Origin of the sequence: Marivita sp., assembly GCF_022763305.1 — a bacterium.
Classification (GTDB): domain Bacteria; phylum Pseudomonadota; class Alphaproteobacteria; order Rhodobacterales; family Rhodobacteraceae; genus Marivita.
The window spans coordinates 1-18857 of the sequence record NZ_JALEGT010000048.1 but is presented as its reverse complement, the minus strand read 5'-3'; the positions used below and the strand labels follow the sequence as shown (position 1 = coordinate 18857).

Below are 18857 nucleotides of genomic sequence, written 5' to 3'. Positions count from 1 at the left end.
TTTCCCGAAGCCGCGCGTTAGGCTCGGCTCATGTTTAGCATCGAACACGAATTCGACTCGACCGTTGTCACCCTTGTCGACGAGGGCGAAGGCCCCTTACAGGAGGACGTGATCGTCATCGGTTTCGAGGAATGCATCACCGTCGAGCAATATGATCCACGCACCGACCGGGTGCACAAGATCACCTTCTCGATGTCACAGATGCGCGATCTGGCGGCATCCCTGTCGCTGCCGGAAGGCGTCTATTCGCGCGAGGAAACCACCGGCTAATCGAGACGGAACACCTTGTTGCGCGAGGTCTGGCCCTGCAGCAGCGTCAATCTGGTCTTGGCAACCCCCAGCGCTTTGGCCAACAACGCGACCACCGCCGCGTTTGCCTTTCCGTCAGCCGGAGGCACTGTCACCCCGACGCGGATTGTCCCGTCGACAATCGCCACCGTATTGGCGCGGGCATTCGGCGTGACGCGGACGGACAGGATGGCCCCGTCAACAGCGAGATCGGCAAGGCTGTTCTTCGACATGCTTTCATCCTATGACACCGACAGACCCAGCGTGACCAGTTTTTCGGCACGCACAAGACCGAGCACCAAAGGGGGCACGATGCCAGACGCAAATACAGCCGTTATGGAATTTCTGCACACGCGGCGGTCCCGCCCGGCGAAACTGTTGCAGACCCCTGCACCCGACCGAGACGGTCTCTTGCCCATTCTGACCGCAGCCGCGCGCACACCGGATCATGGAAAGCTGGAACCGTGGCGCTTCATCGTGCTGGAGAAAGCGGCGCTGACCCGGCTCGCAGACGCGGTTGAACAGCGTGGCACGGAAACCGGACGCGACGCAGAGGACATCGCCAAGGCGCGAACGCAGTTTACCGACAGCCCGCTTTGCGTTGCCGTGATCGAAGTTCAGAAACCGTCCGAAAAGATCCCCGCGATCGAGCAGACCTATTCCGCCGGTGCGGTCTGCCTTGCGCTGCTGAATGCTGCACTGGCATCAGGCTGGGGCGCCAACTGGCTCAGCGGATGGCCCTCGCATGATCCCGCCTTCTGCCAATCCGCTCTTGGGCTTGCCGACAACGAACGCGTCGCCGGGTTCATCCACATCGGCACAGCCACCTCGGTTCCGCCGGACAGACCGCGCCCTGATCTTGCCGCCATCACGACCTGGCGCGACGCATGATCCTGCGCAGTTTCTTCCTGACGCTCGGCCAACTGGCCGACCCAAGCTTCCGCAAGGTGCTGTTCCTTGGGATCGGCCTTGGCTTCGCGCTTCTGGTGGCGTTCTTTGCCGGCTTGATGTGGCTTCTTGATGCAATGCTCGGCCCGGAAGCCACGCTGCCCTTTATCGGTGAGGTGACGTGGCTGGACGACCTCGTCAGCTGGACCGCGCTGATCTCGATGATCGTTTTGTCTGTTTTCTTGATGGTGCCGGTGGCTTCGGCGATAACCTCGATGTTCCTCGACGATGTCGCAGATGCGGTCGAGGACAGGCATTATCCGCATCTGCCCAAAGCCGGACGGGTGCCATTCGGCGACGCGCTGCGCGACACGGTGAACTTTCTTGGCGTGCTGATCGCCGCGAACATCTTTGCGCTGGTGCTTTACGTGATGTTCCCGCCTTTTGCGCTTTTCATCTTTTGGGGCTTGAACGGTTTCTTGCTTGGCCGAGAGTATTTCACCCTTGCCGCGATGCGCCGCGAAGGACGTGCAGGGACCAAGGCGCTGCGCAAGCGCCATGTGGCAAAAATCTGGATCGCGGGCACGCTGATGGCGATGCCCCTGTCACTGCCGCTGGTGAACCTCGTGATCCCGATCCTGGGTGCGGCGACATTTACCCACCTGTACCACCAAATTCAGGGGCAGGCCCCATCCGGCCAAAGAAGTCCAGATCGCGCACGGTGATCCAGCCGGACAGGATGATCCCGGCTATCACGATCCATAAACCGATGCTGACAAACGTGGTGATCCACGCCTTTTTCTTGAGATTGTGCACCTCGGGCGACCCTGCATGGGTACCGGGAACAATCCGGCCTACGTCGCCCTGTGTTTGAAGCCGGATCGGGATGACGATCAGAAACACCATGAACCAGATCACGGCATAAAGAACGATGGCAGAGGTGATGGACATGGGCGCGCTCCTTCAGACCCTTATGTGGGGCCGCATCAGACTTGTTCCAGTTCCACGAGACATCCGTTGAAATCCTTGGGATGCAGGAACAGCACCGGCTTGCCATGCGCCCCGATCTTGGGGGTTCCGTCGCCCAGCACCCGCGCGCCGGTTTCCTTGAGATGGTCCCGCGCCGCGATGATGTCGTCCACTTCGTAACAGACATGGTGAATGCCACCTGACGGGTTCTTTTCGAGGAATCCGGCAATCGGGCTGTTGTCGCCCAAGGGATAGAGCAGTTCGATCTTGGTGTTGGGCAGTTCGATGAACACCACGGTTACACCGTGATCCGGTTCGTCCTGCGGCGCGCCGACCTTCGCGCCCAGCGCGGTACGGTACTGGTTCGATGCCGCTTCGAGATCGGGCACGGCAATCGCCACATGGTTCAAACGTCCAATCATCCTGTCACTCCATTCTGGCTGTCGCTGGCTTATCCCCCGAGGCGGAAAACCAGACAAGAGCCTTGCGCGAATTAACCCCCTGTTAGCCAAGGGCGCGCCAATATGAAGCGATTCATGGAGGGCGAAATGATCGATGACGACCCGTTTGACCACCTGCGCAGACCAACCGTGACACGGCCTCTTCTTGGACTGACCATCCTCGCGGTCGAAGACAGCCTTTATGCCTGTGATGCGCTGCGGCTGATGTGCCTGCACAGCGGCGCCCGACTCAGGCGCGCCGATTGCCTCAAATCGGCGCGGCGGCACCTGCAGGTCTATCGCCCGTCGGTGATCATCGTCGATCTTGGGCTGCCTGATGGATGCGGCGCCGAACTGATCGAGGAAGTGCGCCCAGTGCTGCCACGTGTCGGGGTGATCCTCGCCTGCAGCGGCGATCCTTTTGCCGAAGACATCGCGTTGGCGGCCGGGGCAGATGGCTTTCTGGCCAAGCCGATCAGCAACCTGGCCGCGTTTCAGCAGGCAATCCTGCAGCATATGCCAGAGCATGAACGCCCCGGCGGGCTGCGCTCTGTCCCGCTCGAAAAGATCAAACCTGATCCGGTCGCCTATCGCGAAGACATGGCCTATATCGCACAGCTTCTGGGCGGCCCGATGGATGCCCGGACCATCGCTTATGTCGCTGCCTTCCTGCACGGTGTGTCCGTCACCGCCGAAGACCGCGCGCTGGAAAGCGCCGCCTGCGACCTGGCACAGGCGCAATCCTCGGGCGCGCCCATCCTCGGGCCGGTGTCGCGCCTTGCGGGACTGGTGCAAGCCCGCGTTCAGGACGCCATCGCGCTCTGAAACGAAAAGGGCCGCGCGGGTTCTGCGCGGCCCTTTTCTTCACAATACATCAACGGATCACCCGATCCGGCATCCGACACGCGGGTCCGGTCAGTCTTCCTTCGGCAGAACGCGAAGGCCCAGTTCCATCAACTGGTCGCTTGTCGCTTCGGACGGTGCGTTCATCATCAGATCCTCGGCCCGCTGGTTCATCGGGAACATGATGACTTCGCGGATGTTCGCGGTGTCGGCCAGCAGCATCACGATACGGTCGATCCCGGCGGCACAGCCGCCGTGCGGCGGGGCACCGAAGCGGAACGCATTGACCATACCACCAAAGCGCTTGCGCACTTCGTCTTCGCCATACCCGGCCAGTTCAAAGGCCTTGAACATGATTTCTGGCTTGTGGTTCCGGATCGCGCCGGAAATGAGCTCGTAGCCGTTGCACGCAAGGTCGTACTGGTAACCCAGCACATCCAGAGGATCGCCATTCAGAGCCTCCATGCCTCCTTGCGGCATCGAGAACGGGTTGTGACTGAAGTCGACCTTGCCGGTCTCTTCGTCCTTTTCGTACATCGGGAAATCGACGATCCACGCAAAGGCAAAGCGGTCCTGATCCGTCAGCCCAAGTTCGTTGCCGATCACCACGCGAGCGCGTCCGGCCACGGCCTCGAATTTCGCGGGCTTGCCTCCCAGGAAGAACGCGGCATCTCCAACGCCCAGACCCAGTTGCTGGCGGATCGCCTCGGTCCGCTCGGGTCCGATGTTCTTGGCAAGCGGACCTGCCGCTTCCATCCCGTCGTCGCCCTCACGCCAGAAGATATAGCCCATGCCGGGCAAACCTTCCTTCTGCGCAAAGGCGTTCATTCGGTCACAGAACTTGCGGCTGCCACCCGTAGGTGCCGGGATCGCACGGATCTCGGTGCCGTCCTGCTCAAGGAGCTTGGCAAAGATGGCAAAGCCCGAGTCGCGGAAATGCTCGGAGACGACCTGCATCTTGATCGGGTTGCGCAGGTCCGGCTTGTCAGTGCCATACCAGAGTGCTGCGTCGCGATACGAGATCTGCGGCCACTCGGCATCGACCTTCCGCCCGCCACCGAACTCTTCGAAGATACCGCGAACCACCGGCTGGACTGTGTCGAACACGTCCTGCTGGCTAACAAAGGACATCTCCATGTCCAGCTGATAGAAATCCGTCGGCGACCGGTCAGCGCGCGGATCTTCGTCTCGGAAACAGGGCGCGATCTGGAAATATTTGTCGAACCCGCTGACCATGATCAGCTGCTTGAACTGCTGCGGGGCCTGCGGCAGCGCATAGAACTTGCCCGGATGCAGACGGCTCGGAACAAGGAAGTCGCGCGCGCCTTCAGGGCTGGAGGCGGTGATGATCGGGGTCTGGTATTCGCGGAAACCACTGTCCCACATCCGCTTGCGGATCGACGCGACAACATCCGAGCGCAGCGTCATGTTGCGCTGCATCGACTCGCGCCGCAGGTCGAGGAACCGATAGCGCAGGCGGGTTTCCTCGGGATATTCCTGATCGCCGAACACGATGAGCGGCAGCTCTTCCGCCGCGCCAAGCACGTCGAGATCGCGGATGAACACCTCGATTTCGCCGGTCGGCAGTTTCGGGTTCACGAGGCTTTCGTCACGCGCCTTCACTTCGCCATCGATCCGGATGCACCATTCGGAGCGCACCTTTTCAACTTCCGAAAAGACCGGGCTGTCGGGATCGCACAAGAGCTGTGTGACCCCGTAATGGTCGCGCAGGTCGATGAAGAGGACGCCGCCGTGGTCCCGGATGCGGTTCACCCAGCCAGACAGGCGGACGGTCTGGCCAACATCGGCCTTGGTCAGATCGGCGCAGGTGTGGCTGCGAAAGGCATGCATGTCGGATTCCCAATTCTGTGTAGATCTCAAGTCGCCCGGCTCAATGATGCAGCTTCGCACAAAAGTCCAGTCACCGTGTGGGATTCGCACGTCCGCGCGCGTGATTTTGCGCCGGTTCCGCCAATGGAAGCGTTCCTGAATCGCTGCCTGCGCATAATGCTGCACCTGCGGTTTTCGCCGAAGATCCTGCACATCAACGCGAAACCGGCGCAACAGGCATGCAGCGCTTCGCGGAAATGCACCTGCAGTCGAAAAACAGGGCCTCAAGAGGCTTGAACGTCACCCGCGCATGTCTATAACCCGCTGGAATTTGCCCGCCGGGGATGTCCCCGGCCCCGGATCCGCGCGACACGAGGTGACACGATGCCCAAACGTACCGATATCAAGTCCATCATGATCATCGGAGCCGGGCCCATTGTCATCGGGCAGGCCTGCGAGTTCGACTATTCCGGCGCACAGGCGTGCAAGGCTTTGCGCGAAGAAGGCTACCGGGTGATCCTCGTCAACTCTAACCCGGCCACGATTATGACCGATCCGGAGCTGGCCGACGCCACCTATATCGAACCGATCACCCCCGAGGTCGTTGCCAAGATCATCGAAAAGGAACGCCCCGACGCGCTTCTTCCGACGATGGGGGGGCAGACCGGTCTCAACACGTCGCTCGCCCTCGAAGAGATGGGAGTGCTTGCCAAATTCGGGGTCGAGATGATCGGCGCCAAGCGGGAAGCCATCGAAATGGCCGAAGACCGCAAGCTTTTCCGCGAGGCGATGGATCGGATCGGACTCGAAAACCCCAAGGCCACGATCATCACGGCACCCAAAAAGGCCAATGGCAACGCCGATCTCGAGGCAGGTGTCGCGCTGGCGCTGGCAGAGCTCGAGCATATCGGCCTGCCCGCAATCATCCGACCCGCCTTTACGCTGGGCGGCACCGGCGGCGGTGTCGCGTATAACCGCGAGGACTTCGTTCATTACTGCCGGTCCGGCATGGATGCATCGCCGGTCAACCAGATCCTCGTCGACGAGTCGCTTCTGGGCTGGAAGGAATTCGAGATGGAAGTCGTGCGCGATCGCGCCGACAACGCGATCATCGTCTGTGCCATCGAAAACGTCGACCCGATGGGTGTGCATACCGGCGACTCGATCACCGTGGCCCCTGCCCTGACGCTGACCGACAAGGAATACCAGATCATGCGCAACGGCTCGATCGCCGTTCTGCGCGAGATCGGTGTCGAGACCGGTGGGTCGAACGTGCAATGGGCCATAAATCCGCAGGACGGCCGTATGGTCGTGATCGAAATGAACCCGCGCGTCAGCCGCTCTTCGGCGCTGGCCTCAAAGGCGACCGGCTTTCCCATCGCCAAAATCGCGGCAAAGCTCGCTGTGGGCTATACACTGGACGAGCTCGACAACGATATCACCAAGGTCACACCGGCGAGCTTCGAACCGACCATCGACTATGTCGTGACGAAAATCCCGAAATTCGCCTTCGAGAAATTCCCGGGCTCAGAACCGCACCTGACAACCGCAATGAAATCCGTCGGCGAAGCGATGGCCATCGGCCGCACGATCCACGAGTCGCTGCAAAAGGCACTGGCGTCCATGGAATCCGGTCTGACAGGCTTTGACGAGGTCGTGATCGAAGGCGCGCCGGAGAAATCCGCCGTCATCAAGGCGATCAGCCAGCAGACGCCGGACCGCATGCGCACCATTGCTCAGGCCATGCGTCACGGCCTGTCGGATGACGACATCCACGCGACGACCATGTTCGATCCATGGTTCCTGGCCCGCATCCGGGAAATCGTGGAGGCCGAAGATCAGGTCCGCGCCGAGGGTCTTCCCATGGACGAAAGCGGCATGCGCGCGCTCAAGATGCTGGGCTTCACCGATGCCCGGCTCGCAAAGCTGACCGGCACCACGGAAAAAGATGTTCGCGCCCGGCGTCTGAAGCTGAACGTCAAGGCCAGCTTCAAACGTATCGACACCTGCGCGGCCGAATTCGAAGCACAGACGCCTTACATGTATTCGACTTACGAAACCCCGATGATGGGCGACGTGGAATGCGAGGCGCGGCCCAGCGACCGCAAGAAGGTTGTCATCCTTGGAGGCGGCCCCAACCGGATCGGCCAGGGCATCGAATTCGACTATTGCTGCTGCCATGCGTGTTTCGCCCTGACCGATGCGGGCTTTGAGACCATCATGGTCAACTGCAACCCGGAAACCGTGTCGACCGACTACGACACGTCGGACCGGCTCTATTTCGAACCGCTGACCTTTGAACACGTGCTCGAGATTCTGCGCGTCGAACAGGAAAACGGCACACTGCACGGGGTGATCGTTCAGTTCGGCGGGCAGACCCCGCTCAAGCTGGCCAATGCCCTCGAAGCCGAAGGCATTCCGATCCTCGGCACGACACCCGACGCCATCGACCTTGCGGAAGACCGCGAACGGTTCCAGGATCTGGTCAACAAGCTTGGTCTGAAGCAGCCGAACAATGGCATCGCGTCCACGGGTGAACAGGCGATGGCGATTGCCGAGAAGATCGGGTTCCCGCTGGTGATCCGCCCCTCTTACGTTCTGGGTGGACGCGCGATGGAAATCGTCCGCGACATGGCGCATCTCGAACGCTACATCAATGAAGCCGTGGTCGTGTCTGGCGACAGCCCGGTGCTTCTCGACAGCTATCTGTCGGGCGCAGTCGAACTGGATGTCGACGCAATCTGCGACGGAACCCGCGTGCATGTTGCGGGTATCATGCAGCATATCGAAGAAGCCGGCGTGCATTCCGGCGACAGCGCCTGCTCGCTTCCGCCCTATTCACTGTCCGACGATCTTCTGACCGAAATCAAACGCCAGACCGAAGCGCTTGCTCTTGCGCTCAACGTCGTCGGACTGATGAACGTCCAGTTCGCGATCAAGGATGGCGAGGTCTACCTGATCGAGGTGAACCCGCGCGCCTCGCGCACCGTCCCGTTTGTCGCCAAGGCAACGGATTCGGCGATTGCGTCGATTGCCGCGCGCGTGATGGCGGGCGAGCCGCTGACCAACTTCCCGTTGCGCGATCCCTATCCGGAGAACGCAGACTACGACACCGTGCTGCCGCTGGCCGATCCGATGACCCTCGCGGACCCGATGATGCCCTGGTTCTCGGTCAAGGAAGCGGTGCTGCCCTTTGCCCGCTTCCCGGGCGTGGACACGATCCTTGGGCCGGAAATGCGCTCGACCGGTGAGGTCATGGGCTGGGATCGGTCCTTCCCGCGCGCGTTCCTCAAGGCTCAGCTTGGTGCAGGCAACCACCTGCCGCGCTCGGGCAGCGTGTTCTTCTCGATCAAGGACGACGACAAGACCGACCAACTGGTCGAAACGGCGCGCATTCTGATCGATCTCGGGTTCAAGATCGTTGCGACATCGGGGACGGCCAAGTTCCTGTCGGATCATGGCCTGACCTGCGAGACCACAAAAAAGGTCTACGAAGGGCGCCCGAACATCGTCGACCTGATGAAGGATGGTGGCATCGACCTTGTCATGAACACGACCGAGGGCGCGGCGTCTGTCGAGGACAGCCGGGAAATCCGATCTGTCGCTTTGTATGACAAGATCCCGTATTTCACCACGGCCGCAGGTGCACATGCCGCAGCGCTCGCGATGAAAGCGCAGGAAGAAGGCGAACTGGTGGTCAAACCACTGCAAGCCTGACGCATCGTCCGGATCAAGGGGTCATTCAGACCGCCCGCCTCTGTCCTGAGGCGGGCGGTTTCGTGTTTGCGCTCGATGGCGAAAGTCTTGACCTGCCTCGGCAGAGAACACGTCTTGCCCCTTGGTCAAGGAGACCTAAACTTTTCTCACAAAATCACAGCAGCGAGGGAGCCCCGAAATGCCTGATGGAAGCAGCACGCCATCCCGGCGAAGCGTCGTAGTTTCGGAATTCACAAACTCGGTTCTCGATCCGAAGGCGCCGATGCTCGGCCCGATCGAGAACGGCGGCACGATCATCGCCAATACCGCACCGGGGTGTTGGGGTCCGATGATCACGCCGCGCCTGCGGGGCGGTCACGAAGTGACAACCCCTGTCTTCGTTCAGGGTGCCGAGGTCGGCGATGCCGTCGCCATCCGCATCCGGGACATCACGGTCACGTCGATTGCCACAGCGTCCGGCCACGACAGCTCGCCCGAGGGGTTCTGTCTGGGCGATCCCTATGTCGCGGCGCGCTGCCCGGTCTGCGACACCGTCTGGCCCGAAACTCATGTCGAGGGAATTGGTCAGGACGCGGTGAAGTGTGACGCCTGCGGCAATGCCGTCAAACCCTTCGAGATCGTACATGGGTATACCGTCACATTCGAAGAGACCCGCACCGTCGGTCTGACCCTTCCGCAAACGGCAGCAGAGACCATCGCGCGCGACGCCGATCACTTCGCTGCATTGCCGGATGGCAGTCGCCAGCATTCAATCCTGACCTTTGCGCCATCGGACATGCCGGGCACGCTGGTCCGAATGCGTCCGTTCATGGGGCAGCTGGGCACCTGCCCGTCCATGGCCATGCCCGACAGTCACAACGCGGGCGATTTCGGCGCGTTTCTGGTCGGGGCACCGCATGACTATGCCATCACAGAAGAACAGCTGGCCGAACACAAGACCGACGGGCACATGGACATCGACGCGGTGCGTGCTGGTGCGATCATCGTCTGCCCGGTCAAGGTACCCGGCGCAGGGGTCTACATGGGAGACATGCACGCAGGGCAGGGCGATGGTGAAATCGCCGGTCACACCATGGATGTGTCGGGCAGCGTGACGCTTCAGGTCGAAGTGCTCAAGAACTACCCGATCGACGGTCCCGTGCTGTTCCCGCTCGAAGAGGACCTGCCGCCTCTGGCCAAGCCTTTCAGCGAAGCAGAAAAAGCAAAAGGACAGAAGCTTGCTTCCAAATGGGGCGTGTCCGAGTTGGACGATCTGGCGCCGATCTCGGTGATCGGAACCGCTGCCAACCTGAACGCAGCCATCGAGAATGGTCTGGCCCGCGCTGCGACCCTGCTGGGCATGACGGTGGCCGAAGTGCGCAACCGCGCGACGGTGAATGGCGCCATCGAGATCGGGCGCGCACCCGGCGTGATCCAGGTGACGTTCCTCGCACCGCTGTCCAAGCTGGATGCAGTTGGTCTGGGAGACTACGCACGCGAACAGTACGGTCTATAGACCTCAAACGTATGGCTGCGGAGCGAACCCGCGTCTTCGCAGCCATAATTGGCTGCAAACGGCGGAATCGAGCACTTTCGACGAGTCTACCCGTACGAAACGTCAGGCCCAACCGAACGGTTGGACCTGACGGTTGTGATTACAGGTCCGGTGAGACCTTCCAATCCCGCAACTTGTAGACCTTGCCGGGCCGGACACGTTCCTTGTCGTCAGGTTCCTGCAGACGGCGTTTGAAGGAATGGATCGGCGTCGCCATTTCGTCGATGCGCACCTCCACGACTGAGGGCCCATCATGGGCGAAGGCCTCGTCCAGCGCAGCGGCGATCTCGTCGGGTTTCTCGACATAGATGCCCTTTAGGCCAAGGGCAGATGCCGCAGCAGCGTAGCCGGGCACGGCACTCTGCGTTTCGAGATCGACCGAGATGGTTTGGCCGAAATAGAACTTCTGCCAGAAATTGATCCAGCCCAGTTTTCCGTTGTTGATGACGATGTTGACGACGCGCTGATTGTACTGCGCCATCGTCGCCAATTCGCCCACCGTGTAGGAAAACCCGCCATCGCCTGCCACGGTCACGACGCGGGCGCCGGGCTTCAGCACCGTGGCCGCGCCGATGGCACCGGGGACCGAATACCCAAGCCCGCCTTGTCCGCGCGCGAAGAGGAACTGACGAGCGGGTTTCTTTGCGGGCAGATACCCCGAGATCCAACCTGCCGAGAACGATGCGTCGGACACCACAATATCATCCTCGCCAAGCCGCTTGGCGACTTCGGCCATGATGCGCGGCGGCTGGACGGGAATCTTGTCCGACGCCATTTCGGTTGCCTTGATCGCATCGCAACTCTGTTTGACTTCGGCGATGCGGGCCAGCCAGTCCGGGTTGGCAGCAGCGCGGTCGCCCATGGCATCTGTCAGGGCAAGGATTGTTTCACGGACATCGCCCAGCAGCGGCACGGTCGGCCTGAACGTGCGCCCATGCTCCAGCGGATCCATGTCGATGGTGATCGTGGCTTGGTTCGGTGTCGGCAGCGTCCAGTTCATCCCGGTGTTCTGACTGACTTTGGAGCCGCACCAGATCACGAGATCCGCCTCGCCGATCAGTTCGATCGCCGCCAGGGAGCCAAGTGGATTGAGCACCCCGGCGTGGTAGTCCCGGGTTTCAGGCACAGAACCCTTGCCCGTAAGCGACGAGACAACAAGCCCCCCCATCTTGTCGGCAAAGGCGGTCACATGCTCAGCGGCTTCCGATCCGTGTACACCACCGCCACAGACCAACGCCGGGCGCTTGGCCTTGGCGATGAGGTCCGCGGCATCCGCGATCGCCGATCTGGGCGCCGTCGACCGCAGATAGGGGCTGCGGATGGTGCGTGAATCCGTGACCGCCTTGAGCGCGTCACGATCCCAATCGGCATCGAAAATGTCGTGCGGGATAACCAGTGCGACCGGACCCGGGCGCGGCGCGGTGGCGATCCGGAAGGCAGTGCGCACCAGTTCCGGCAGGCTGGCCAGCGTGGGCACCTGGAACGCATCCTTGCAGCAGGTCTTGAAGAAAGCCACCTGATCAAAGCCCTGGCTCGCAATGCCCTTGGTCTTGAGCGACAACCAGTCAAGCGGCACGTCTCCGACAATCCCCACCATCGGAATCGATGCGTTCAGCGCCTCGAGAAAGCCGGCGGGCAGCAGGTTGGCACCGGGCCCGACGGTCACGTCGCAGACACCGACCTTGCCGCTTACCCGGGCGTATCCATCAGCGGCATATGCCGCGTTGCGCTCATCTCGCATCAGAACATGCTGGATTTTGTCCTGTCGCCGCAGGATCGCGTCGTGCAGCGCCGTTGTCTGGCCTCCGGGCATGCCAAAGACATATTCGACGCCGTAGTCGATCAGCATCTCGACCAGAAGATCACCGGCATGGGGTTTGGGTTCGGACATGGGAGGTCTCCTTCGTGACGTCAGGCCGCTCTTGGAGAGCCGGGTCTCCGTGACCCGGTGTGCAGCCAGGAAAAACAGGGCGGATGGTGGGTTCATAACCGGCCCCGCAATCCTGCGGGGCAAGATATCAACCCACCGCCTGTTGGGTGATGGGACCGGCGCGAACGCCGGTCCCGAGAGTCTGGATCACTGGTTCCAGGACTTGATCAGTTCGTCATAAGCGACGGTGATCGGCTCTTCCTCGCCATCGATGGCGGCCTTCGGCGCACCTGGCTGGCTCAGCCAGTATTCCGGGTCCTGCTCGTCGTTGAGCTTGGGCCCGATGTCACCCATGATGCCCGCACGCTCGAGACGCTGAAGCACGCGCTCCTGTTCTTCGCAAAGCGAGTCGAGGGCTTCCTGCGAGCTCTTTTCGCCCGAAAGCGCGTCACCGATGTTCTGCCACCAGAGCTGTGCCAGCTTCGGATAATCCGGAACGTTGGTGCCGGTCGGCGACCAGGCCAGACGGGCTGGTGAGCGATAGAATTCGATCAGACCCCCAAGGCGCGGCGCGCGGTCAGAGAAGTGATCGGAGTTGATCGTCGACTCGCGGATGAAGGTCAGACCGACATCGGACTTCTTGAGATCGACGGTCTTGGACACGACGAATTGGGCATAAAGCCATGCTGCCTTTGCGCGATCGACCGGGGTCGACTTCATGAGCGTCCAGGAACCGGCGTCCTGATAGCCCACCTTCATGCCTTCTTCCCAATACTTGCCATGCGGGCTCGGAGCCATGCGCCACTTGGGCGTGCCGTCCTCGTTCATGACCGGCAGACCGGGCTCCACCATGTTCGCGGTGAAGGCGGTGTACCAGAACATCTGCTGGGCGATGTTGCCCTGTGCAGGTACGGCACCGGCTTCGGCAAAGTTCATGCCTGCTGCAGCCGGGGGCGAATACTTCTCGAGCCATTCCTTGGCCTTGTCGATCGCGTAGACCGCTGCTGGCGAATTGGTGGCACCGCCGCGTGCAACGCAGGAACCAACCGGCTGGGACTGCTCGTTCACACGAATGCCCCATTCGTCCACGGGCAAGCCGTTGGGCTCACCCTTGTCGCCCATACCAGCCATGGACATCCACGCATCGGTGTAGCGCCAACCAAGCGACGGGTCTTTTTTGCCGTAGTCCATGTTGCCGAAGATCTGGCCTTCGACACCCAGATGCGACAGGTCGCGACCCGTGAAGAATTCCGCGATGTCCTCGTATGCCGACCACGTCACGGGAACGCCGAGGTCATAACCATACGCCGCCTTGAAATCGGCCTGGTTCTTTTCGTCGTTGAACCAGTCGTAGCGGAACCAGTAAAGGTTCGCGAACTGCTGGTCCGGCAGCTGGTAGAGCTTGCCATCCGGTCCTGTGGTGAAGCTGGTGCCGATGAAATCCTCGAGGTCCAGCGTCGGCAGCGTCACATCCGAGCCTTCATCCGCCATCCAGTCGGTCAGGTTACGGACCTGCTGATAGCGCCAGTGGGTGCCGATCAGGTCGGAATCGTTGATATAGGCATCGTAGATATTCTCGCCTGACTGCATCTGGGTCTGCAGACGTTCCACCACGTCGCCTTCGCCGATCAGGTCATGGGTGACCTGAATACCGGTGATGGCCGTGAAAGCAGGGGCTAGGACCTGGGATTCGTATTCATGCGTGGTGATGGTTTCGGAGACCACCTTGATCTCCATACCCTGGAACGGCGCGGCGGCGTCCACGAACCACTGCATCTCGGCTTCCTGTTCCTCGCGCGTCAGGACGGACAGACCGCCGATCTCGGAGTCGAGGAACTCCATCGCCTCTTCCATGCCGGCGAAGGCCGGCATGCCAAAACACAGCGAGGCCGCTGCCGTTGACATGAGTAATCTTCTCATCATTTTCCTCCCTTGATGACCGTAGTCGTTCTCACTTGCAGGTGTCCGTTGGCCGGGATTGTGGCTCTTTCGGACAGGTGCTCTTCAAGAGGCCGGGCAAGGCCTCAAACCTTCCAGAATACGAGCGCCGCATAGACCGCGCAGGCCGCCAGCGCCCAAGGCTGCGGTCCCACCTCGAGGCCAAGCCACGCGATGTTGATAAAGGCCGACCCCAGCAGCGTTATGAACAGCCGGTCGCCCCGTGTTGTTTCGATCCCGAGCATGCCGACCCGTGGCGTTTCGGGGTAACGGATGGCCAGCAGCGTGAAAGCGGTCAGAATGGCCGCGATGATCCAGAAGAACAGCGCCACCGGCGCTGACCACGCCATCCAGCCGCCGGGCACCATTTGTTCGGTCCAGAGCCATTCGCCGCCGTCGCGGGGAACGAACCACAGGATGACCGCAAGCGCGATGCCGAGGAGTGTGACCGCGATCACGGCAACCGGGCCGATCCGGGCGCGATCTGCTTTGCGGGCTCCGGTGCCGCCACGCGGCGGCGTGCTGAGTTCGGGGTTGCCGGACATGGATCACACCCTCCCCAGGGCAAAGCCCTTGGCGATGTAGTTGCGGACAAACCAGATCACGAGCGCTCCGGGGATGATCGTCAGAACACCCGCCGCAGCCAATGTGCCGTAATCGAGGCCCGTGGCGGACGAGGTGCGGGTCATGGCAACCCCGATCGTCTTGACGTTGACCGACGTCAGAGTGCGCGAAAGAAGCAGGTCCACCCACGAGAACATGAAGCAGAAGAACGCGGCCACGCCGATGCCGGAGGCAATCAGAGGCATAAAGATCTTCACGAAGAACCGACCCCACGAATAGCCGTCGATATAAGCCGTTTCGTCGATTTCCTTGGGCACACCCCGCATGAAGCCTTCAAGAATCCAGACCGCCAAAGGCACATTGAAGAGGCAATGTGCGAGCGCCACAGCGATATGCGTGTCGAAGAGCCCGATGGAGCTGTAAAGCTGGAAGAACGGCAGTGCGAAAACAGCCGGGGGTGCCATGCGGTTGGTCAGCAGCCAGAAGAACAAGTGCTTGTCGCCGATGAAACTGTAGCGACTGAAGGCATAGGCTGCTGGCAATGCCACGGTGACGCTGATGACGGTGTTCATCACCACGTAGATGAGTGAGTTCACGTAACCCATGTACCAGGTCGGATCCGTCAGGATCACGGCATAGTTCTGGACCGTCGGCTCCGCAGGCAGAAGGTTGAGCGAGCTCAGGATCTCGGTGTTGGTCTTGAAGCTCATGTTCACGAGCCAGTAGATCGGCACCAGAAGGAACAACAGGTAGCCGATCAGAACGGCGTAGGATACTGCCCTCCGGAATCCGGCATTGTCGCCTGTCTGCGCCCGAGTGCTGCGCGTCGCGGTCTGTGTGTCGGCGGCGGTCATTCGTTGCGCTCCTCTCGGTCGAGATTCACCATGATCGTGTAGAAGGCCCAGCTCACCAGCAGGATCACGAGGAAGTACATGATCGAGAACGCTGCTGCCGGACCCAGGTCGAACTGCCCCAGCGCCATCTTGACGAGGTCGATGGACAGGAACGTCGTGGTCGAACCCGGGCCGCCGCCCGTGACGACGAAGGGCTCGGTGTAGATCATGAAGCTGTCCATGAACCGCAGCAGGATTGCGATCAGCAGCACGCCCTTGAGCTTGGGCAGCTCGACATAGCGGAACACGGCCCAGCGGCTTGCCTGGTCGATCTTGGCAGCCTGGTAGTAGGCATCGGGGATGGATTGCAATCCGGCATAGGCCAGCAGCACCACGAGTGAGGTCCAGTGCCAGACATCCATCATGATGACCGTAACCCAGGCGGCCGTTGCGTTCTGACCGATGTTGAAGTCGATGCCGATCTGTCCGAGCGCATTGCCAAGAAGGCCGATGTCGATGCGCGCGAAGACCTGCCAGATGGTGCCGACCACGTTCCACGGGATCAGCAATGGCAGCGCCATGAGCACAAGGCAGACCGAGGCCCATATGCCCTTCTTGGGCATGGCCAGCGCGACGGCAATGCCTAGCGGCACTTCGATGGCAAGGATGGCTGCCGAGAAGATCAGCTGGCGCTGCAGCGCTTCCCACATGCGGTCGGACTGCAACACCTCTTCGAACCATTCGAGCCCGACCCAGAAAAAGACATTGTTTCCGAACGTGTCATTGAACGCGTAGTTGACGACCGTCATCAAGGGCAGGATCGCAGAAAAGGCCACCAGCAGAAGCACCGGCAACACCATGAACCAGGCGCGGTTGTTCTGAGTCTTGTCCATCAGGCCACCTCTCTTGCCAGCGGATCGACCCGCCAGTCATCGACGAAAACGCCGATCTGTTCGGGCGCGAAGACCACTTGGTTCGCATCTGCAGGAATGGGCGCGCGTTCCGGAAGAACGGCATTGATGGGCGTGCCGGCAAGATCGGCCCGTACGATCCTGTGGCGCCCAACATCTTCGACGCGCGTCACTGTGACGGGCAGGCCCGGTTCGTCGGTGAAGCTCACGAATTCGGGGCGGATGCCGATCTGTGTGCGTCCCCGCAAAGCGTCGTAGGTGCCCGGGAGAGGGATTTCGCGACCGGCGATCACGGCGCGGTTTCCCGAGATCTGTGCATCCAGCAGATTCATGCCGGGCGAGCCGATGAAATAGCCAACGAAGGTGTGCGCCGGACGCTCGAAAAGCTCATCCGGAGTTCCCAGTTGCACGACTCGGCCATCGTGCATGACCACAACCTTGTCGGCAAAGGTCAGCGCCTCTGTCTGGTCATGTGTGACGTAGATCATCGTATGCCCGAATTCTCGGTGCAGCTGCTTGAGCTGAGTGCGAAGCTCCCATTTCATGTGGGGGTCGATCACGGTCAGAGGTTCGTCAAAGAGGATTGCATTCACATCCTCTCGGACCATGCCGCGCCCTAGGCTGATCTTCTGTTTCTCATCGGCTGTCAGACCGCGCGCCTTGCGTGACAGCTGATCCTCCATGCCGATCATCGCTGCGATCTGCTTGACGCGTTGGCCGATATAGCCTGCCTCCATGCCCCGATTGCGCAAGGGGAAGGCAAGGTTGTCGCGCACGGTCATCGTGTCGTAGACGACCGGGAACTGGAACACCTGCGCAATGTTGCGTTCCGTTGTGGGGGCTGCCGTCATGTCATCGCCGTTGAACAGCACCTGACCACGGGTCGGCACCAGAAGCCCGGAAATGATGTTGAGCAGCGTGGATTTACCACAGCCTGACGCCCCCAGAAGGGCATAGGCCCCACCGTCTTCCCAAGACAGGTCGATTGTCTTGAGCGCAAAATCATCTTCGCCGCTCGGGCGGGCAAGATAGCTGTGGGCCAGATTTGAAAGCTCGATGCGTGCCATGGGACCTCAGGCGGCTTCGGCGTAGGCCGCTGGCATCGCCAGTCGGCCCTCCGCGTCAAACAGATAGACATACGCCGGATCGAGCCAGAGCTCGACCTCCGACCCGGCATCGAAGTGATGCACGCCATGCACCAGCGCGACCCATTTCTGATCGTCGTGTTGCAGGTGAAGGAAGGTTTCGGACCCTGTGATCTCGGCAATGCCAAGAGTGCAACAGAAAGCAACCGCGTCGCCGCCATGCGCATAGAGCCTGAGATGATTGGGACGGAAACCCGCCCGGTAGGCACCGTCAGGCAAAGCGGCGAATCCGCCTTCGGCCGGGGCCGCGATGCCCTGTCCAAAGATCAAGCGATGACCCTCCTTGCGACAATCGAGGAAATTCATGGGCGGATCAGAATAGACACGCGCTGTCGTCGCGTCCTTGGGTCGGCGATACACCTCCGGTGCGGGGCCGAACTGCGTGATCCGCCCTTCCCAGAGCGTCGCCGTGTTTCCCCCGAGCAGCAACGCCTCTTCCGGTTCCGTCGTGGCATAGACGAAAATTGCACCGCTTTCGCGGAAGATCCGTGGAATTTCAGCGCGCAATTCCTCGCGCAGCTTGTAGTCGAGGTTGGCCAGAGGTTCGTCCAGAAGAACCAGATCGCTTTCCTTGACCAATGCGCGCGCAAGGGCGCAGCGCTGCTGTTGCCCCCCCGATAATTCGAGCGGTTTGCGATCCAGCATGCCGTCGAGGCGCAGCATTTCGGCGGTGCCGCGTACGGCCTTGTCAATCTCCACTTTGCTCTTGCCCGAGAGCCGCAAGGGCGAGGCGATGTTGTCGTAAACGGTCATTGACGGGTAGTTGATGAACTGCTGGTAGACCATCGCCACCTTACGGTCCTGCACACGGACGCCTGTGACATCCTTGCCATGGGTCAGAACCTGTCCTTCGCTTGGTTTGTCGAGACCGGCCATCAGGCGCATCAGGGTCGTCTTGCCAGCCAGCGTCGGCCCGAGAAGCACGTTCATCGTGCCCGGTTCCAGCGTCAGGTCAGTCGGGTGGATATGCGTTTTGCCCCGGACGACCTTGGATATACCCGTCCTCCTGAATTGACCTGACTTTTTGTTAGGCCGATTCACTCTGCCACATGTTGAACAGGGCAGCGGCTGGTACTGTTTGATTATG

The 18857-nt window shown here is 61.1% G+C and carries 17 protein-coding genes; 6 read left to right on the top strand and 11 right to left on the bottom strand.

Annotated elements, in window-relative coordinates:
• The first annotated feature begins 30 nt into the window (after positions 1 to 30).
• Positions 31 to 270, top strand: a complete 240-nt coding sequence (locus MRY75_RS08735; RefSeq protein WP_292307009.1) for a hypothetical protein — start codon at positions 31 to 33, stop codon at positions 268 to 270.
• Here MRY75_RS08735 and MRY75_RS08730 read toward each other — a convergent pair.
• The gene (locus MRY75_RS08730) at positions 267 to 521 is read right to left on the bottom strand and encodes a DUF167 domain-containing protein (RefSeq protein ID WP_292307008.1); all 255 of its coding nucleotides are present in this window, start codon (positions 519 to 521) and stop codon (positions 267 to 269) included. The genes MRY75_RS08735 and MRY75_RS08730 overlap by 4 nt on opposite strands.
• A 79-nt stretch (positions 522 to 600) precedes the next feature.
• Between MRY75_RS08730 and MRY75_RS08725 the strand changes: the two genes are divergently transcribed.
• Together MRY75_RS08725 and MRY75_RS08720 are read left to right on the top strand one after the other, a co-directional pair.
• On the top strand, positions 601 to 1179 hold the full coding sequence (locus MRY75_RS08725) for a nitroreductase (RefSeq protein ID WP_292307007.1): 579 nt from the start codon (positions 601 to 603) through the stop codon (positions 1177 to 1179).
• The gene (locus tag MRY75_RS08720) at positions 1176 to 1901 is read left to right on the top strand and encodes an EI24 domain-containing protein (RefSeq protein WP_292307005.1); all 726 of its coding nucleotides are present in this window, start codon (positions 1176 to 1178) and stop codon (positions 1899 to 1901) included. The genes MRY75_RS08725 and MRY75_RS08720 overlap by 4 nt, the downstream gene beginning before the upstream one ends.
• Here MRY75_RS08720 and MRY75_RS08715 read toward each other — a convergent pair.
• Both MRY75_RS08715 and mce read right to left on the bottom strand, forming a co-directional pair.
• A complete protein-coding gene (locus tag MRY75_RS08715; protein WP_292307004.1) occupies positions 1831 to 2127 on the bottom strand; it encodes a DUF1467 family protein in 297 nt (98 codons plus the stop codon). The two genes, MRY75_RS08720 and MRY75_RS08715, sit on opposite strands and share 71 nt — an antisense overlap.
• A 35-nt stretch (positions 2128 to 2162) precedes the next feature.
• Entirely contained in the window at positions 2163 to 2567 is a 405-nt protein-coding gene (mce, locus tag MRY75_RS08710; protein ID WP_292307002.1) for a methylmalonyl-CoA epimerase, read from the bottom strand.
• Between the two features lie 126 nt (positions 2568 to 2693).
• Here mce and MRY75_RS08705 point away from each other — a divergent pair, with 126 nt between their 5' ends.
• Positions 2694 to 3410 carry a response regulator gene (locus MRY75_RS08705; protein ID WP_292307000.1) on the top strand — a complete coding sequence of 239 codons (717 nt, stop codon included), beginning with the start codon at positions 2694 to 2696 and terminating at the stop codon, positions 3408 to 3410.
• Between the two features lie 90 nt (positions 3411 to 3500).
• On the opposite strand, the gene aspS is transcribed toward MRY75_RS08705, so the two are convergent.
• Positions 3501 to 5279, bottom strand: coding sequence for an aspartate--tRNA ligase (aspS, locus tag MRY75_RS08700; protein ID WP_292306998.1), 1779 nt, complete (start codon positions 5277 to 5279; stop codon positions 3501 to 3503).
• A 363-nt stretch (positions 5280 to 5642) separates the two neighbouring features.
• On the opposite strand from aspS, the gene carB reads away from it, so the two are divergent.
• Together carB and MRY75_RS08690 are read left to right on the top strand one after the other, a co-directional pair.
• The gene (gene carB / locus MRY75_RS08695) at positions 5643 to 8975 is read left to right on the top strand and encodes a carbamoyl-phosphate synthase large subunit (protein ID WP_292306996.1); all 3333 of its coding nucleotides are present in this window, start codon (positions 5643 to 5645) and stop codon (positions 8973 to 8975) included.
• Between the two features lie 178 nt (positions 8976 to 9153).
• A complete protein-coding gene (locus MRY75_RS08690; protein WP_292306995.1) occupies positions 9154 to 10470 on the top strand; it encodes an acetamidase/formamidase family protein in 1317 nt (438 codons plus the stop codon).
• Positions 10471 to 10609: 139 nt separating this feature from the next.
• Here MRY75_RS08690 and MRY75_RS08685 read toward each other — a convergent pair whose 3' ends face one another.
• From MRY75_RS08685 to MRY75_RS08655, 7 genes are all read right to left on the bottom strand, one after another.
• On the bottom strand, positions 10610 to 12400 hold the full coding sequence (locus MRY75_RS08685) for a thiamine pyrophosphate-binding protein (RefSeq protein WP_292306993.1): 1791 nt from the start codon (positions 12398 to 12400) through the stop codon (positions 10610 to 10612).
• Positions 12401 to 12586: 186 nt separating this feature from the next.
• A complete protein-coding gene (locus MRY75_RS08680; RefSeq protein ID WP_292306991.1) occupies positions 12587 to 14284 on the bottom strand; it encodes an ABC transporter substrate-binding protein in 1698 nt (565 codons plus the stop codon).
• Between the two features lie 119 nt (positions 14285 to 14403).
• Complete coding sequence (locus MRY75_RS08675) at positions 14404 to 14862, bottom strand: DUF2160 domain-containing protein (protein ID WP_292306989.1); 459 nt, start codon at positions 14860 to 14862, stop codon at positions 14404 to 14406.
• Positions 14863 to 14865: 3 nt separating this feature from the next.
• Positions 14866 to 15735: a carbohydrate ABC transporter permease gene (locus MRY75_RS08670; RefSeq protein WP_292306987.1), complete on the bottom strand. Its 870-nt coding sequence runs from the start codon at positions 15733 to 15735 to the stop codon at positions 14866 to 14868.
• Complete coding sequence (locus tag MRY75_RS08665; protein ID WP_292306986.1) at positions 15732 to 16607, bottom strand: carbohydrate ABC transporter permease; 876 nt, start codon at positions 16605 to 16607, stop codon at positions 15732 to 15734. The genes MRY75_RS08670 and MRY75_RS08665 overlap by 4 nt, the downstream gene beginning before the upstream one ends.
• Positions 16607 to 17692 carry an ABC transporter ATP-binding protein gene (locus MRY75_RS08660; RefSeq protein WP_292306984.1) on the bottom strand — a complete coding sequence of 362 codons (1086 nt, stop codon included), beginning with the start codon at positions 17690 to 17692 and terminating at the stop codon, positions 16607 to 16609. The genes MRY75_RS08665 and MRY75_RS08660 overlap by 1 nt, the downstream gene beginning before the upstream one ends.
• 6 nt (positions 17693 to 17698) lie before the next feature.
• Positions 17699 to 18766, bottom strand: coding sequence for an ABC transporter ATP-binding protein (locus tag MRY75_RS08655; RefSeq protein WP_292307032.1), 1068 nt, complete (start codon positions 18764 to 18766; stop codon positions 17699 to 17701).
• Positions 18767 to 18857 lie beyond the last annotated feature (91 nt).

Bases quoted from the DNA above. Each gene is read 5' to 3' on its own strand.
- MRY75_RS08735 (WP_292307009.1), top strand. From the start codon at position 31: ATGTTTAGCATCGAACACGAATTCGACTCGACCGTTGTCACCCTTGTC.
- MRY75_RS08730 (WP_292307008.1), bottom strand. From the start codon at position 521: ATGTCGAAGAACAGCCTTGCCGATCTCGCTGTTGACGGGGCCATCCTG.
- MRY75_RS08725 (WP_292307007.1), top strand. From the start codon at position 601: ATGCCAGACGCAAATACAGCCGTTATGGAATTTCTGCACACGCGGCGG.
- MRY75_RS08720 (WP_292307005.1), top strand. From the start codon at position 1,176: ATGATCCTGCGCAGTTTCTTCCTGACGCTCGGCCAACTGGCCGACCCA.
- MRY75_RS08715 (WP_292307004.1), bottom strand. From the start codon at position 2,127: ATGTCCATCACCTCTGCCATCGTTCTTTATGCCGTGATCTGGTTCATG.
- mce (WP_292307002.1), bottom strand. From the start codon at position 2,567: ATGATTGGACGTTTGAACCATGTGGCGATTGCCGTGCCCGATCTCGAA.
- MRY75_RS08705 (WP_292307000.1), top strand. From the start codon at position 2,694: ATGATCGATGACGACCCGTTTGACCACCTGCGCAGACCAACCGTGACA.
- aspS (WP_292306998.1), bottom strand. From the start codon at position 5,279: ATGCATGCCTTTCGCAGCCACACCTGCGCCGATCTGACCAAGGCCGAT.
- carB (WP_292306996.1), top strand. From the start codon at position 5,643: ATGCCCAAACGTACCGATATCAAGTCCATCATGATCATCGGAGCCGGG.
- MRY75_RS08690 (WP_292306995.1), top strand. From the start codon at position 9,154: ATGCCTGATGGAAGCAGCACGCCATCCCGGCGAAGCGTCGTAGTTTCG.
- MRY75_RS08685 (WP_292306993.1), bottom strand. From the start codon at position 12,400: ATGTCCGAACCCAAACCCCATGCCGGTGATCTTCTGGTCGAGATGCTG.
- MRY75_RS08680 (WP_292306991.1), bottom strand. From the start codon at position 14,284: ATGTCAACGGCAGCGGCCTCGCTGTGTTTTGGCATGCCGGCCTTCGCC.
- MRY75_RS08675 (WP_292306989.1), bottom strand. From the start codon at position 14,862: ATGTCCGGCAACCCCGAACTCAGCACGCCGCCGCGTGGCGGCACCGGA.
- MRY75_RS08670 (WP_292306987.1), bottom strand. From the start codon at position 15,735: ATGACCGCCGCCGACACACAGACCGCGACGCGCAGCACTCGGGCGCAG.
- MRY75_RS08665 (WP_292306986.1), bottom strand. From the start codon at position 16,607: ATGGACAAGACTCAGAACAACCGCGCCTGGTTCATGGTGTTGCCGGTG.
- MRY75_RS08660 (WP_292306984.1), bottom strand. From the start codon at position 17,692: ATGGCACGCATCGAGCTTTCAAATCTGGCCCACAGCTATCTTGCCCGC.